This window comes from Neomegalonema sp. (assembly GCF_028688855.1).
GTDB lineage: Bacteria > Pseudomonadota > Alphaproteobacteria > Rhodobacterales > Rhodobacteraceae > Neomegalonema.
This window is the reverse complement of sequence record NZ_JAQTXI010000019.1, coordinates 1-13687: the sequence shown is the minus strand read 5'-3', so window position 1 is coordinate 13687 and position 13687 is coordinate 1. Positions and strand designations below refer to the sequence as shown.

13 protein-coding genes and 2 pseudogenes are annotated in these 13687 nt (G+C 69.9%); 10 read left to right on the top strand and 5 right to left on the bottom strand.

What is annotated here, in order from left to right; all coding sequences use genetic code 11:
- The 4 genes and pseudogenes from PHN62_RS13440 to PHN62_RS13425 form a co-directional block, all read right to left on the bottom strand.
- Window positions 1–530: pseudogene (locus PHN62_RS13440) on the bottom strand (3-oxoacyl-ACP synthase); the annotation flags it as partial.
- Window positions 527–1636 (bottom strand): phosphate acyltransferase PlsX, encoded by a 1110-nt coding sequence (gene plsX, locus PHN62_RS13435; protein WP_300151488.1) that lies wholly within the window; start codon window positions 1634–1636, stop codon window positions 527–529. The pseudogene PHN62_RS13440 and the gene plsX, both read right to left, overlap by 4 nt.
- 97 nt (window positions 1637–1733) lie before the next feature.
- Complete coding sequence (gene rpmF / locus PHN62_RS13430; RefSeq protein ID WP_300151486.1) at window positions 1734–1940, bottom strand: 50S ribosomal protein L32; 207 nt, start codon at window positions 1938–1940, stop codon at window positions 1734–1736.
- Window positions 1941–2114: 174 nt separating this feature from the next.
- Complete coding sequence (locus PHN62_RS13425) at window positions 2115–2810, bottom strand: DUF177 domain-containing protein (RefSeq protein ID WP_300151484.1); 696 nt, start codon at window positions 2808–2810, stop codon at window positions 2115–2117.
- Window positions 2811–3063: 253 nt separating this feature from the next.
- On the opposite strand from PHN62_RS13425, the gene PHN62_RS13420 reads away from it, so the two are divergent.
- Entirely contained in the window at window positions 3064–3597 is a 534-nt protein-coding gene (locus PHN62_RS13420; RefSeq protein ID WP_300151482.1) for an outer membrane protein assembly factor BamE, read from the top strand.
- A 56-nt stretch (window positions 3598–3653) separates the two neighbouring features.
- Here PHN62_RS13420 and PHN62_RS13415 read toward each other — a convergent pair whose 3' ends face one another.
- Window positions 3654–3923 (bottom strand): BolA family transcriptional regulator, encoded by a 270-nt coding sequence (locus PHN62_RS13415; protein WP_300151480.1) that lies wholly within the window; start codon window positions 3921–3923, stop codon window positions 3654–3656.
- 140 nt (window positions 3924–4063) lie between these two features.
- Between PHN62_RS13415 and PHN62_RS13410 the strand changes: the two genes are divergently transcribed.
- The 9 genes and pseudogenes from PHN62_RS13410 to adh form a co-directional block, all read left to right on the top strand.
- The gene (locus PHN62_RS13410; RefSeq protein ID WP_300151478.1) at window positions 4064–4831 is read left to right on the top strand and encodes a J domain-containing protein; all 768 of its coding nucleotides are present in this window, start codon (window positions 4064–4066) and stop codon (window positions 4829–4831) included.
- Between the two features lie 111 nt (window positions 4832–4942).
- The gene (locus PHN62_RS13405; protein ID WP_300151476.1) at window positions 4943–5542 is read left to right on the top strand and encodes a GbsR/MarR family transcriptional regulator; all 600 of its coding nucleotides are present in this window, start codon (window positions 4943–4945) and stop codon (window positions 5540–5542) included.
- Window positions 5543–5546: 4 nt separating this feature from the next.
- A complete protein-coding gene (cydD, locus tag PHN62_RS13400) occupies window positions 5547–7184 on the top strand; it encodes a thiol reductant ABC exporter subunit CydD (protein ID WP_300151475.1) in 1638 nt (545 codons plus the stop codon).
- On the top strand, window positions 7181–8878 hold the full coding sequence (locus tag PHN62_RS13395; protein ID WP_300151473.1) for an amino acid ABC transporter ATP-binding/permease protein: 1698 nt from the start codon (window positions 7181–7183) through the stop codon (window positions 8876–8878). Before cydD ends, PHN62_RS13395 begins: the two co-directional genes overlap by 4 nt.
- 45 nt (window positions 8879–8923) lie before the next feature.
- Window positions 8924–10534: a cytochrome ubiquinol oxidase subunit I gene (locus PHN62_RS13390; protein ID WP_300151471.1), complete on the top strand. Its 1611-nt coding sequence runs from the start codon at window positions 8924–8926 to the stop codon at window positions 10532–10534.
- A gap of 6 nt (window positions 10535–10540) precedes the next feature.
- Entirely contained in the window at window positions 10541–11698 is a 1158-nt protein-coding gene (gene cydB / locus PHN62_RS13385) for a cytochrome d ubiquinol oxidase subunit II (protein WP_300151469.1), read from the top strand.
- A gap of 16 nt (window positions 11699–11714) precedes the next feature.
- Window positions 11715–11864, top strand: a complete 150-nt coding sequence (cydX, locus tag PHN62_RS13380; protein ID WP_300151467.1) for a cytochrome bd-I oxidase subunit CydX — start codon at window positions 11715–11717, stop codon at window positions 11862–11864.
- Between the two features lie 70 nt (window positions 11865–11934).
- Complete coding sequence (locus tag PHN62_RS13375; protein WP_300151466.1) at window positions 11935–12513, top strand: DUF2585 domain-containing protein; 579 nt, start codon at window positions 11935–11937, stop codon at window positions 12511–12513.
- A gap of 148 nt (window positions 12514–12661) precedes the next feature.
- Window positions 12662–13687, top strand: a pseudogene (gene adh / locus PHN62_RS13370) (aldehyde dehydrogenase); the annotation flags it as partial.

Genomic DNA, 13687 nt, shown 5'->3' with positions numbered 1-13687 from the left:
GGGGCTCCGGTGGGTTCGCGGCCCTCCAGCACGCCGGCGCCCGCGCCGTCGCCGAAGAGCACGCAGGTCTCGCGTTCGGTCCAGTCGAGGATGCGCGAATAGGTCTCGGCGCCGATCACCAGGGCGCGCTTCGCCTGTCCGCGCGCCAGGAAGGCGTCGGCCACCGAGAGCGCGTAGAGGAAGCCCGAACAGACCGACTGGACGTCGAAGGCGAAGCCCCTGGTCTTCAGGGCGGCCTGAACCCGCGTGGCGGTGGCGGGAAAGGTGTTGTCGGGCGTGGTGGTGGCCAGCACGATCAGGTCGATGTCGGGGCCCGTCAGGCCCGAGGCCTCGAGCGCCCGCTCCGCCGCCCTGATCGCCAGATGCGAGGTGAACTCCCCCTCGGCGGCGATGTGGCGCTTGCGGATGCCGGTGCGCTCGTAGATCCACGAATCCGTGGTGTCGACGATCTTCGAGATGTCCTCGTTGGTGAGGATCTTCTCGGGCAGATAAGAGCCGCTGCCCAGTGCGGCCACGCGACGCTCCGTCATGAGGCGCCTCCTTCTTCCCGGCGCGGGGGGATGATCAGACCAGCGGGCGGCGCGCCCGGAACGGGGACTGCGGAAGGCGGCGTGGCCTTGCGCACGCCCGCCGCGATGCGCGAGCCCACGTCCTCGCGGGCCAGATCCGCCGCCAGAGCCACCGCCGAAGCGTAGGCGGTGGCGTCGGCGCCGCCGTGGCTCTTGATCACCAGCCCGTTGAGGCCCAGAAAGACGCCGCCGTTGGCCTGACGCGGATCGATGCGCTTCTTGAAGCGCCGCAGCGAGGGATAGGCGAAGAACGCCCCGAGGCGGCTCAGCCAGGTGTGCGCGAAGGCGGACTTCAGCGACTCGCCGACGAATTTCGCCGCGCCCTCGGCGCTTTTCAGCGCGGCGTTGCCGGTGAATCCGTCAGTGACCACCACGTCCACCTCTCCCGAAAAGATGTCGTTGGCCTCGACGAAGCCGACATATTCGAAGCCGAGGGCGGGGTCTTCGGAGAGACGGCGCAGCTCGGCGCCCGCCTCCTTGATCTCGGGGAGACCCTTGGTCTCCTCCACGCCCACGTTGAGCAGCCCCACGCGCGGCCGCGCGGCCTGAAAGCGCACGCGGGCGTATTCGGCGCCCATCAGGGCGTAGAGCACGAGGTCTTCGGCGTCGGCGCGCACGTCGGCGCCCATGTCGAGCGCCAGGGAGTAGCCGGAGGCGTTGCGCGAGGGCCAGAGCGCCCCGATGGCCGGACGCTTCACGCCCGGAGCCGCCCGCAGGCAGAACAGCGCCATCGCCATGAGCGCGCCGGTGTTGCCCGCCGAGACCACGGCGGAGGCCTCTCCGTCGCGGACGGCCTCGAGGGCCTTCCACATGCTGGTGGAGCGTCCCCGGCGCAGGACCTGCGAGGGCTTGGCGTCCATGGCCACCACGTCGGGGGCGGGACGCAGCTCGACGCGCTCCGTGAGGGGCGCGCCCTTGCGGAGCAGAGGCGCGAGCCGGGCTTCGTCGCCATGCAGGATGAAACGCAGGTCCGGCCGCTCGCGCAGCGCCTTCGCCAACCCGCCCAGCACGCTGGCGGGGGCGCGGTCGCCGCCCATCGCGTCTATCGAAAGGACGACGCCGCTCATGAGGCAGTGGACTCCCTGTAAATTCGGCCCAGACCCGCCCCGACGTCCGTCAAGCGCGGCGCTGGGCCGTCGGAGCCTCTTGCGTCGCCCGAGAACCTTACGCGGCTTCGTCGTCGATCTCTTCGACGGCCTTGGGCGCCACGACTTCGCGGTCGCCGTAATGGCCGCAGGCGGCGCAGACATGATGCGGACGACGCGGCTCGCCGCAATTGGCGCATTCGGCGTAGGAGGCGACGGTCAGGAAGTCATGCGAGCGACGCATGCCGCGCTTCGCCGGGGTGGTTTTCTTTCTCGGAACGGCCATTTCTGGACCCTCTTGCGAAGCAGCGCCGAAAGCGCGCGCCCTGTTCAGGCCCGCCGCGCCGGTCAGCGCATGATCAGGATGAGTTTCGCCCGCCTCGCGGAGGAGACGGGCGTCGGCGCGGACAATAGCGGAAAGACCGCCGTCCGCAAGGGTTTTTTCGCCCCCTCCGCGCGCTCAGGGCTCGCCCGAGCCCTCGCCGCCTTCCTTCAGGGCCTTGAGCCGCGCGAAGGGATGGACGCTGGCGTCGGTCAGGGGCTCGACGCCCGGAGGCGCGGCGCTGAAGGCGGCGCCTTCCCCAGCCTCCGCGAGGCCCGGCGCGCGCGGATAGGGCTCCAGCGCGAGGCCGAAGACCTCGGCGGCGGCCTCGCCGAGGTCGATCTCCTCGCCGAGAAGCTCCGGGGGATCGTCCAGTTCGGGGTCGAGGTAGACCTCCATCTCGGAATCGGGCTTCGCCTTGGCCTCGGGCAGGGAGCGGGCGGGCAGCCAGCCGCGCGCGAAGGGCTCCTCGATGGTCTCCGGCGCGGGCTCCAGCGTCACGACGCAGGCCTGCGTCGCCCGAGCCCGCACCACGCCCTTCGCCCGCCATCCGCCGTCGCGCCAGGGACGCAGCTCGGCTTCGTAGCTCAGGGACTCGAGGGAGAGGATCCCGAAGCGTCGCGCCAGAGCCGCCCGCTCGGCTTCGGTCGCCTCGCCCCTGAGCTGGCGCGGCGCCCGCTCGATGTCGGAAGCCCGGATGGGGCGGCTGAACTCGCGCCCGGCGGGGGCGCCCTCGCCCTGAGGCGAAGACGCCCCGGGCGAAGCCGCGGAGGAGCCCGCAGGCGAAGCCGCGGAGGAAGGAGAGGGAGAGAAGGAATCGGGTCGGCGGGACATGGCGCTCTCCATCCAGGGGGCGAAAGGGCGGCCGCAAGCGCGATCAGGGCGGCCGGAGGTGCGAAGGGGTGGATCGGGCCGGAACATGGCCCGCGCTTGAAACTTTGGCAAGGACGCGCTACCCAAACTCTGGCCGCCAACCTGCACGAAGCCCGCAGGGGGCTTACGCCGTCCGGAAGATCTCCCGGAGACTCCGGCGCGCTTCGCCCCTGCGCATTCGGCCCTCGCCCCGACGGGCCATGGAGACGCCTCGATGACCGCATCCGCCCCTTCCCGCCCCGCCGCCGGAGCCCCGCAAGCCCGCCTGAGGCGCGGCGCGGGCGCCGCGCTTCTGGCCTGCGCCCTGATCGCGGGGCTGGCCGCCTGCGAGCCCGTCCGCCGCAGCCACGGCTATGCGCCGCGTCCCGATCAGGTGTCGCGCGTGGTGGTCGGCTCCGACACCCAGGCTCAGGTCGTCGAGAAGCTCGGCCGGCCGCCCATCGTCGGGGCCTTCGACGAGAACGTCTGGGTCTACGTCTTCCGCCAGACCGAGCGCACCGTCTTCTGGAACGAGCGCGTGCTCCAGCAGGAGGCCGTCGTGGTCGAGTTCGATCCCGCCGGAACCGTGCGGGGCGTGAACCATTACGGCCTCGAGGACGGGGTGGTGATCGACCTCGCGACCCGCACCACGCCCACGCGCGGAAGGCGCCTCAACTTCCTCCAGCAGCTCTTCGGCAACATCGGCCGCTTCGAGTCGGGCGGCTCGCCGACGGGCGTCCTGCGCACGCCGGGCCGCAGCGGCTTCTGAGGCCGGAGCTCCGGCGCCGCCCCGCGCGGGCGGCGCTGCGGCTCGGGGCTTCGGCGTCAGGCTTCTCCGGGCGCCTTCAGCTCCATGGAGAAGGCGTGCAGCCCTCCGGCGAACTCCGCGGCGAGGGCCTCGTTGACCAGCCTCTGACGCTGCACCCGCGAGAGCCCTGTAAAGCGCGCCGAAACCACCCGCGCCAGATAATGGGTTTCGCCGCCGGGACGCGATCCGGCGTGGCCGATGTGGCGGTGGCTGTCGTCCTGGACGTCGAGGCTCTCCGGCGCGAGGGCCTCTTCGAGAGCGGCGCGGATGCGGTCGAGGCGGTTCATCTCGGCTCCTTATTTTTCGGCCCGGGCTTTACGAAACGGCGTCCGGGGATCATGTATGGTGGCTCTTGAAGAAAAGGAGCCGCGGCGCGCCGAACCTGGGCGCAGGCCGACAGCCTTGTCAAGCGGAGGGGGGACTCCAGGTGCGCCGGTCGCCGTTCGATTTCGATGTGAGCGTCGCCGCCGACAAGAGGCGTCGGGAGGCGACGTCCAACCGCAGACGCCTGCTCGACGGAGGGATCTCCGCCGCCATGGCTCCGCGCTGCGCCTGGCCGGGATGCGCCGAGAAAGGCCGCTACCGGGCGCCCGTCGCGCCGCAGGCCGAGGATTTCCACTGGTTCTGTCTGGAGCATGTGCGCCGCTACAACGCCTCCTGGGATTACTACAAGGGCCGCTCGCCTCAGGAGATCGAGGCCGCCCAGCGCGCCGCCGCCTTCTGGGACCGCCCCACCTGGCGCACCACCGAGGATCCCAAACGCTACGCCAACCATTACGGCCACGCCGACGGAGAAGCCTGGAGGCGCATGGGATTCCGCGATCCGCTGGAGGCGCTCGGCAAGAAGGCGACGAAGTCTCCGGGACCCGAGGGCAAGGCCGCGGCGCGGCGCAGTTCGCTGCCCGTCGCCGAGGCGCGGGCGCTGCGGATCCTGAATCTGCGGCCCGGTGTCTCGCGGCCCGAGATCCGGGCCCGCTACAAGGAGATGGTCAAGGCGCTGCATCCCGACCTCAACGGCGGAGACCGCAGCGAGGAAGCCAGATTGCGCGAGACGCTCTGGGCCTGGGACCAGCTGCGCAAGAGCCCCCATTTCCCCGATCTGCCCGCCGAAGCGCCCTCCTCCGCCTCCGGGCGTCCGGGCTCCGGGACGGGCGCAGGGGCCAAGCCCGACGCCCGCGCCTCCGCTTCGGGCTGAGGTCCTCCTTCCGCTTCCGGGCTTGCTGCGGCGCGGCGCCGCGTTGGCCGACGGCCTTCTCCGGCTTATCGTCATTTCAGAAGTTTCTGAAATTTCAGACGAGACAGCTCCATGAATCTGCCGCCTCTGGTTCAATCCTTCGTGCTGCATTTCGGCGAGATGGGCGGGCGCTGGGGCGTCAACCGCACGGTGGGGCAGATCTACGCCCTGCTCTACGTCTCGCCGGAGCCGCTCTGCGCCGAGGAGATCGCCGAGGCGCTGGGAATCTCGCGCTCCAACGTCTCGATGAGCCTGCGCGAGCTGCAGGCGTGGAATCTCGTGCTGCTGCGGCACATCCCCGACGACCGGCGCGACTATTACACCACCCCGGACGACGTCTGGCTGATCCTGCGCGTCCTGGCGGAGGAGCGCAAGAAACGCGAGATCGATCCGACTCTCTCGGTGCTGCGCGAACTGCTGCTCCAGACTCCGCGCGACGACGCCGACCGCCATGCTCAGGCGCGGCTCGCCGAAATGCACGAGATGATCGAAAGCCTCACCAGCTGGTACGACGACGTCAAGAAGCTGGAGACGGAAAGGCTCATGGCGCTGCTGTCGCTGGGGGCGAAGGTCACGCGCTTCCTGGAGGTCAAGGACCGCATCACCCGCTTCGGACGCCCCCGCAAGGAGCCGCTGAAGACGCTGCCCGAAACCGAAGAAGGCGGAGGCTGAGCTCATGCGCGCCCGCCGCTCTCCCGATTCCCGCGTCGATCTCCGCGATCCTCTGACCCGCGCCTCGCTGCTGCTGACTCTGGCGGCCCTGCTCTGGATTCCCCAGGCGGGGGCTCTGGCCTGGGGCGTCGGGCGGATCGCGGCTGGAGAAGGCGCGGCGGCGGTCTGGGCTCCGGCGGGGGCGGCCTTGCTCTTCGGAGCGCTGCGGGCGCTGCTGGAGGATCTCGGCGCAGGGATGGCCCATGGCGCCGCGCGGGCCGAAGTGCGGAGCCTGCGCGCGAAGGCCGTGGCGGCTCTGGGGCGGCGCTCGCCGCTCGACAAGACGCAGGCTTCTTCCGGGCTGGCCTCCAGCCTGCTCGCCGAACAGGCCGAAGCGCTGATTCCCTGGCTCTCGCGCTGGAGGCCCGCGCGGTTCAAATCCATGATCCTGCCCCTGGCGATCTTCGCCTGCGTGCTGTGGTTCTCATGGGCGGCGGCTCTGGCTCTGGCCATGGCGGCGCCGCTGATTCCGGTCTTCATGGCGCTGGTCGGCTGGAGGGCTCAGGCGGTCAGCGAGGCCCATATGGCGCGGCTCGGCGAGATGAACGGCTATCTGCTGGATCGTCTGCGGGGCCTGGCGACCATCCGCGACCTCGGCGCCGTCGAGGGCGTGACCGCCCGCGTCAGAGCCGAAGCTCAGGACCTCAAGACCCGCGCCATGGCGGTCCTGCGGATCGCCTTCCTCTCCTCGGCGGTGCTGGAGTTCTTTTCGGCGCTGGGGGTGGCTCTGGCGGCGGTCTATGTCGGATTCCATCTGCTCGGCGAATTCTCATGGGGCGTCTGGGGCGAGAGGCTGAGCCTCGCGGAGGGGCTTTTCGTGCTCATGCTGGCCCCCGCCTTCTTCGAACCTCTGCGCGAGATCTCGGCCGTCTGGCATGACCGCGCCGCCGGAGAAGCCGCCCGCAAGGCCCTCCTGCGCCTCGAAGATTCCGGCCCGGAGGTCTCGACGCTTCCTCTCGCCCCGGCCTTGCTGCGGGCGCCGGGCGTGAGGATCGAGGCTCTGGACTTCGCTCCGGCCTTCGCGGGCTATGGGCTGGAGGCCGCGCCGGGCGAGCGGGTCGCGCTGATGGGGCCGAGCGGCTCGGGGAAATCGACGCTGCTGGCGCTGATCGGTGGTCTGGCCGAGCCTCAGGCGGGGGCTTTGGAGTTTCCCGGCGCGCCGAAAGGTCTGCGTCCGCAGATCGCCTGGTTCGGCCAGACGCCCCATGTCTTCGCGGGCAGCCTCGCGGCCAACATCGCGCTCGGGCGGGAGCTGAGCCCCGAGGCTCTGCGCGAGGCCCTGAGCTTCGCCCGTCTGGAGCGCGCGGCGGCCCTGCATGGGGCGGCGCCGCTCGGCGAAGGCGGACTCGGGCTCTCCGGCGGCGAGGCCCATCGTCTGGCTCTGGCGCGGCTGAAGGCGCGGCCTGAAGCCCGGCTGATCCTCGCCGACGAGCCCACCGCCCATCTCGATTCCGAGACCGCCGCCGAGATTCTGGCGGGCCTGCTCGAACTCGCCGAAGGGCGGACGCTGGTCGTCGCGACCCATGACCCCGCCGTCGCGCGGCGCATGGACCGCGTGATCCGGCTGGAGCCCCTCGCCGCCGACAAGGAGGCCGCCGCATGAGCCGCCCCGCTTCGCTGTCTTCTCTGCGCCCCGTGCTGAGGCTCTTCCGCGAACAGGCGGGGAGCATGCTGCGGATCGGCGCCTTGCTGGCCGCTTTGACGGCGCTCTTCGGCCTCGGGCTGCTGGCGCTTTCGGGCTGGTTCATCGCCGCGACGGCCATCGCCGGATTGAGCCTCGCCACCGCTTGGGCCTTCGACGTCTTCGCGCCGGGCGGCGGCATCAGGCTGCTGACCTTCCTGCGGGCGGTCTCGCGCTATGGCGAGCGCCTCACCTTGCATGACGCGACTCTCGGCGTCCTCGCGGATCTTCGGGGGCGAGTCTTTCGCAGCCACGCCGCCCCCGCCGCCGCTGGCGCGCTGATGAAGCGGCCCTCCGGCGCCTTGTTCCAGATCGGCGCCGACGTCGAGGCTCTGGAGGGACTGCACGCCCGCGTGATCGCGCCCGGCGTGGCGGCTCTGGCGGCGGCGGCCCTGCTCGGGGTCATGCTGGCCTTCCTCGACTGGCGGCTCGGACTGGCGACGGCGGGGCTCCTCGCGGGGGTCGGATTCGCCCTGACGCTCCGCAGCGCCCGCGCCGCCGAGCCCTGGGGGCGGCGCAAGGCGGCGGCTCAGGCGGCTTTGCGGGCGCGCATCGCGGATCTCTCCAGAGGCCGCGCCGATCTGCTCATGGCCGGGCGGCTGGAGGCTCAGGAGGCCTCGATCCTCGCGGCTCAGGATCGGCTCGCGGCGGCGGATGGCAGGCTCAACCGCATCGAGCGGCGCATGGGGCTCGGGCTCGGGCTGCTGACGGCGTTGATGCTCGCGGGCGTGCTGCTCGCGACGGCGGCCCTCGCGGAGCGGGGCGTCATCGGCGCGCCGGGGGCGGCTCTGGCGCTTCTCGCTGTGATCGGCGCCGTGGAGCCCTTCGGCCTCCTCAGGCGCGGCGCCGCGGAGCTGGGACGCATGGCGGGCGCCGCGCGGCGCATCGGGCCGCGTCTGGCCGAGCCCGCGCCGGAGCCCGCCGCGAAAACGCCGCCCGAGGGAATCGCCCTGCGGCTGACCCAAGCCTCCGCGCGGCCTCCCGGCGCGACGCGCGCGACGCTCAAGCCTCTGGATCTGATCCTCCGCCAAGGCGAGCGCGTGGCGCTGATCGGGGCGAGCGGCGCGGGGAAATCCACGCTCCTGTCGCTGATGGCGGGCGAGCTTGCGCCGGAGACGGGCGCAGTCGAGCGGCTTGCGGCGGCGCGGCTGACCCAGAGGGCGGATCTCTTCCAGGAGACCCTCCGCGAGGCTCTGCGGCTCGGAGCGCCTGAAGCCTCCGAGGCGGAGATGCGCGAGGCTCTGGAGGCGGCGGGGCTCGGCGAGCTTCTGGCGACCCTGCCCGATGGGCTGGAGACGCGCCTCGGCGAAGGCGGGCTCGGGCTTTCGGGCGGACAGGCCCGGCGTCTGGCTCTGGCGCGGCTGCTGCTGCGCGAGGCCCCGCTCTGGCTGCTCGACGAGCCGACCGAGGCTCTGGACGGCCCTCTGGGCCGCGAAATTCTGACGCGCCTTTCGGCGCGTCTGGCGGGGCGCACGCTGGTCGTGGCCACGCATCTGCGCCGGGAGGCCGAGATGGCCGACCGGCTCATCGTGATGTCGGCGGGCGCGCCGGTCGCGGATCTGCGTCGGGGCGAGGCCGCTTTCGCGGCGGCGCTCCCGAGGCTGCGCGGCGACTGAAGCTTTCGCTGAAAGAGGCTCCTCTCAGGGACAGGAGGCGGCTCAATGGAGCTGGACGTAGTGGCGCTCTCGCGCCTGCAATTCGCCGCGACGGCGTTGTATCATTTTCTTTTCGTGCCCTTGACTCTCGGTCTGTCGATCCTGCTGGCGGTCATGGAGACCGTCTATGTGATGACCGGCCGCGACGTCTGGCGGCGCATGGTGATCTTCTGGGGCACGCTCTTCGGCATCAACTTCGCCATGGGCGTGGCCACCGGAATCGTGATGGAGTTCCAGTTCGGCATGAACTGGAGCTATTACAGCCATTACGTCGGCGACATCTTCGGCGCGCCTCTGGCGCTCGAAGGGCTCATGGCCTTCTTCCTCGAGGCGACCTTCGTCGGGCTGTTCTTCTTCGGATGGGACAAGCTCTCGCGGGTGGGTCATCTCGCGGTGACCTGGCTGATGGCCATCGGGACGAATTTCTCGGCGCTCTGGATTCTGATCGCGAACGGCTGGATGCAGTTCCCCGTCGGCTCGGTCTTCAATCCCGAGACCATGCGCATGGAGATGGTCGATTTCTTCGCCGTGCTCATGAACCCGGTGGCTCAGGCGAAATTCGTCCATACGGTTTCGGCGGGCTACGTCACGGCCTCGGTCTTCGTGCTGGGCGTCTCGGCCTGGTATGTGCTGCAGGGGCGTTCGCTCGCCCTCGCCAAGCGCTCCATGACCATCGCGGCGAGCTTCGGCCTCTGTTCGGCGCTCTCCGTGGTCGTCCTGGGCGATGAAAGCGGCTATCTCTCGGGCGAGCATCAGAAGATGAAGCTCGCGGCCATCGAGGCCATGTGGGAGACCGAACCGGCGCCCGCGGCCTTCACTCTGGTCGGCTTCCCCGACGCCGAGGCCCGCGAGACCCATTATGCGGTCCACATCCCCTATGTGATGGGCCTGATCGGCACGCGTTCGCTGACCACCGAGATCCCCGGCATCGCGGATCTGGTCCGGAACGCGGAGGGCCATATCCGCAAGGGCGCCCTCGCCTACGGCGCGCTTCAGGAGATCCGCGCGGCGGGCTCCAGCGAGGCGATTCCGCCCGCCGCCCGCGAAGTCTTCGAGGAGAACGGCGCCTGGCTGGGCTACGGCCTTCTGCTCAAGCGCTATGTGGACGATCCGACCCAGGCGACCCCCGAGCAGATCGCGCAAGCCGCCTGGGACACCGTGCCCCATGTGCCGACCCTCTTCTGGTCCTTCCGGATCATGGTGGGGATCGGGCTGTTCCTCATCGTCCTGACGGGCGGATTCTTCTGGCTCTCGGCGCGGCGCCAGCTGGAGAAGCGGCGCTGGCCGCTGCAGCTCGCGGTTCTGGCGATTCCCCTGCCTTGGATCGCGGTCGAGATGGGATGGATCGTCGCCGAGGTGGGGCGTCAGCCCTGGATCATCGAGGGCGTGCTCCCGACGGCGGTGGCGGTCTCCAATCTGGGCGCGACCACGGTGCTGACCACCCTGCTCGGCTTCACGCTGATCTACAGCGTGCTGTTCTTCATCGAGATCCGGCTGATGCTCAAGGCGATCCGCAAGGGGCCCCAGCATCCGCTCGACGGCGGCCCCGGGCATGGCCCCCAACCCCTCCGCGACGCCGTTCCGGGCGCCGCTCCCGTCTTCACCCCTGCGGAGTGAGCCGACATGGTCCTTCATGAACTCATCTCCTACGACGTCCTGCGCCTGATCTGGTGGCTGCTGCTCGGCGTGCTGCTGGTCGGCTTCGCCGTGATGGACGGCTTCGACCTCGGCGCTCAGGCGCTGCTGCCCTTCGTGGCGAAGACCGATCTCGAACGCCGCTCGGTCATCAACGCCGTGGGGCCGATCTGGGAAGGCAATCAGGTCTGGCTGATCCTCGGCGGCGGCGCGATCTTCGCCGCCTGGCCGCTGATCTACGCCGCCGCCTTCTCGGGCTTCTACATGGCCATGTTTCTGGTGCTGGTGCTGTTCATCATGCGCCCGGTGGCCTTCAAGTTCCGCTCCAAGCGCGAGGAGCCGCAGTGGCGCGCGCGCTGGGACGTCGTCCTCTGCCTTTCGGGCGGTCTGGCGGCGGTGCTCTTCGGCGCGGCGACCAGCTCGGCGCTGACGGGCTCGCTCTTCTCCTACGACGCCGCCTCGCTGGGCGTGACCTTCAAGTGGACCAGCTTCTTCCGGCTGCTTCATCCCTTCGGACTGCTCTGCGGGCTGGTCTCCCTGACGATGCTGCTGGCTCATGGCGCGGGCTGGCTGGCCTTCAAGCTCGAAGGCCCGGTGGCCGAACGCGCCCGCTTCATCGGGTCCAGGGCGGCTCTGGCGGCGGCGGCGCTCTTCGTGGTCGGCGGAGTCTGGGTGGCCTTCCTCGACGGCCACAGGATCGTCAGCGTCGTCGATCCGGCGGCGGCCTCCAATCCGCTGCGCAAGAGCGTCGAGCTGGTCCGGGGCGGCTGGCTGGGCAATTACGCGGCCTTCCCTCTGGCGATCCTCGCGCCGGTCCTCGGGATTCTCGGGATGATCGGCGCGGCCTGGGCGCTGCGGCGGAATCTGCCGCGCCGGGCCTTGCTGGCCAGCGGACTCGGGATCGCGGGAATCGTCGCGACGGTCGGCGTCTCGACTTTCCCCTTCCTGCTGCCTTCGGCTCTGGATCCGCGCTCGGGCCTGACGGTCTGGGACGCCTCCTCCAGCCATTTCACGCTCTTCGTGATGCTGGGCTCCACGCTGATCTTCATGCCGCTGATCCTGCTCTACACGGCCTGGGTCTACCGGATCCTGCGCGGCAAGGTGGACGTGGCCGCCATCGCCAAGGGCGACACCCACGCTTACTGAGAAAGGAGACTGCTCTATGTGGTATTTCGCCTGGATGCTCGGGCTGCCTCTGGCGGCGGCCTTCGCGGTGCTCAACGCCATGTGGTTCGAGCTGATGGAGGACGAAGCCGAGCGGCGTCTGGCGCAGGCTCCGGCTCCGGCGCCCGAGACGCCCCCCGACGCCTGACCGCCTGACGCGGCTTTCCCGACATGCTATTCCGGGCCGAGGCTTTACGTCTCGGCCCGGAGTCCTTTTGATGACCTTCACGCCCTCCCGCCGCGTCTCGACGCGGGCCCTTCTGCTGGTTCTTGCGATTCTCGCCGCGGCCGCCGCCGTTCTTTACGCGATGGGGCGGCTGCCCATCTGCGAATGCGGGAAGGTGAAGCTCTGGGTCGGCGAGGCCGACGGGCCGGACAACTCCCAGCACGTCGCCGACTGGTACACGCTTTCGCATGTGATCCACGGATTTCTCTTTTACGGCGGGCTCCGGCTGATCGCGCGGCGCTGGTCCATGGGGAGCCGCCTCGTCGCGGCGACGCTGATCGAGGCCGCCTGGGAGATCCTCGAAAACACCCCCATGGTCATCGACCGCTACCGCGCCGCGACCATGGCCCTCGGCTACACCGGCGACAGCATCCTGAATTCGGTCTCGGACATCCTCTTCATGATGCTCGGATTCTTTCTGGCGGCGCGGCTGCCGGTCCGGGTCACGGTCCTGCTGGCGGTCGTCTTCGAGCTTCTGGCGCTGGCCGTGATCCGCGACAACCTCACGCTGAACGTGGTCATGCTGCTCTGGCCCCAGGACTGGATCCGTCAATGGCAGGCGGGCGGCTGATCACGCAGTCTTGCCGTGCGCGTCGTGGAACCAAAGTCTAATATCCATCCGCATCCGGCATGTCCTAATTTTCCATTCATGCCGTAGATCCGGCCGCGGACCGGAGCCTCGAAGCTTCGCTTCCCCAAGCGGCCAAGGGAGGAATTCAATGCTGCATCAAGCCATCCAGACGGTGAAGAGCAAGCTCGCCTGGCGCGACCGCTACGACAATTTCATCGGCGGCAAGTGGGTCGCCCCGGTCGGCGGCCAGTATTTCACCAACATCAGCCCGATCACCGGCAAGCCCATCGGCGAGATCGCCCGCAGCCAGGCCGCCGACATCGAGCTCGCCCTCGACGCCGCCCACAAGGCCAAGGACGCCTGGGGCCGCGCCGCTCCGGCTCAGCGCGCGCTCGTGCTGAACCGCATCGCCGACCGCATCGAGGCCAACCTGCCCCTCCTCGCGCAGGTCGAGACCATCGACAACGGCAAGCCCATCCGCGAGACCACCCACGCCGACCTCCCGCTGGGCGTGGACCACTTCCGTTACTTCGCCGGCGTCCTGCGCGCTCAGGAAGGCGGCATCTCCGAGGTCGATCACGACACCGTCGCCTATCACTTCCATGAGCCCCTCGGCGTGGTCGGCCAGATCATTCCGTGGAACTTCCCGCTGCTCATGGCGATCTGGAAGCTGGCGCCGGCGCTCGCCGCGGGCAACTGCGTCGTGCTCAAGCCCGCCGAGCAGACCCCGCTCAGCATCATGGTGCTCACCGAGTTGATCGCCGACCTGCTGCCCGAGGGCGTGCTGAACGTCGTCAACGGCTTCGGCGTCGAGGCGGGCAAGCCCCTCGCGAGCAACAGGCGGATCTCGAAGATCGCCTTCACCGGCGAGACCACGACCGGCCGCCTGATCATGCAGTACGCCTCCGAGAACCTCATCCCGGTGACCCTGGAGCTGGGCGGCAAGTCGCCGAACGTCTTCTTCGCCGACGTGATGGACGAGGACGACGACTACTTCGACAAGGCCCTCGAAGGCTTCGCGCTCTTCGCGCTGAACCAGGGCGAAGTCTGCACCTGCCCCAGCCGCGTGCTGGTTCAGGAATCGATCTTCGACCGCTTCATCGACCGCGCCGTCGCCCGCGTGAACAAGATCAAGCAGGGCCACCCGCTCGATCCGACCACCATGATCGGCGCC

Bases quoted from the DNA above. Each gene is read 5' to 3' on its own strand.
- plsX (WP_300151488.1), bottom strand. From the start codon at position 1,636: ATGAGCGGCGTCGTCCTTTCGATAGACGCGATGGGCGGCGACCGCGCC.
- rpmF (WP_300151486.1), bottom strand. From the start codon at position 1,940: ATGGCCGTTCCGAGAAAGAAAACCACCCCGGCGAAGCGCGGCATGCGT.
- cydX (WP_300151467.1), top strand. From the start codon at position 11,715: ATGTGGTATTTCGCCTGGATGCTCGGGCTGCCTCTGGCGGCGGCCTTC.
- PHN62_RS13390 (WP_300151471.1), top strand. From the start codon at position 8,924: ATGGAGCTGGACGTAGTGGCGCTCTCGCGCCTGCAATTCGCCGCGACG.
- cydB (WP_300151469.1), top strand. From the start codon at position 10,541: ATGGTCCTTCATGAACTCATCTCCTACGACGTCCTGCGCCTGATCTGG.
- PHN62_RS13395 (WP_300151473.1), top strand. From the start codon at position 7,181: ATGAGCCGCCCCGCTTCGCTGTCTTCTCTGCGCCCCGTGCTGAGGCTC.
- cydD (WP_300151475.1), top strand. From the start codon at position 5,547: ATGCGCGCCCGCCGCTCTCCCGATTCCCGCGTCGATCTCCGCGATCCT.
- PHN62_RS13375 (WP_300151466.1), top strand. From the start codon at position 11,935: ATGACCTTCACGCCCTCCCGCCGCGTCTCGACGCGGGCCCTTCTGCTG.
- PHN62_RS13420 (WP_300151482.1), top strand. From the start codon at position 3,064: ATGACCGCATCCGCCCCTTCCCGCCCCGCCGCCGGAGCCCCGCAAGCC.
- PHN62_RS13425 (WP_300151484.1), bottom strand. From the start codon at position 2,810: ATGTCCCGCCGACCCGATTCCTTCTCTCCCTCTCCTTCCTCCGCGGCT.
- PHN62_RS13405 (WP_300151476.1), top strand. From the start codon at position 4,943: ATGAATCTGCCGCCTCTGGTTCAATCCTTCGTGCTGCATTTCGGCGAG.
- PHN62_RS13415 (WP_300151480.1), bottom strand. From the start codon at position 3,923: ATGAACCGCCTCGACCGCATCCGCGCCGCTCTCGAAGAGGCCCTCGCG.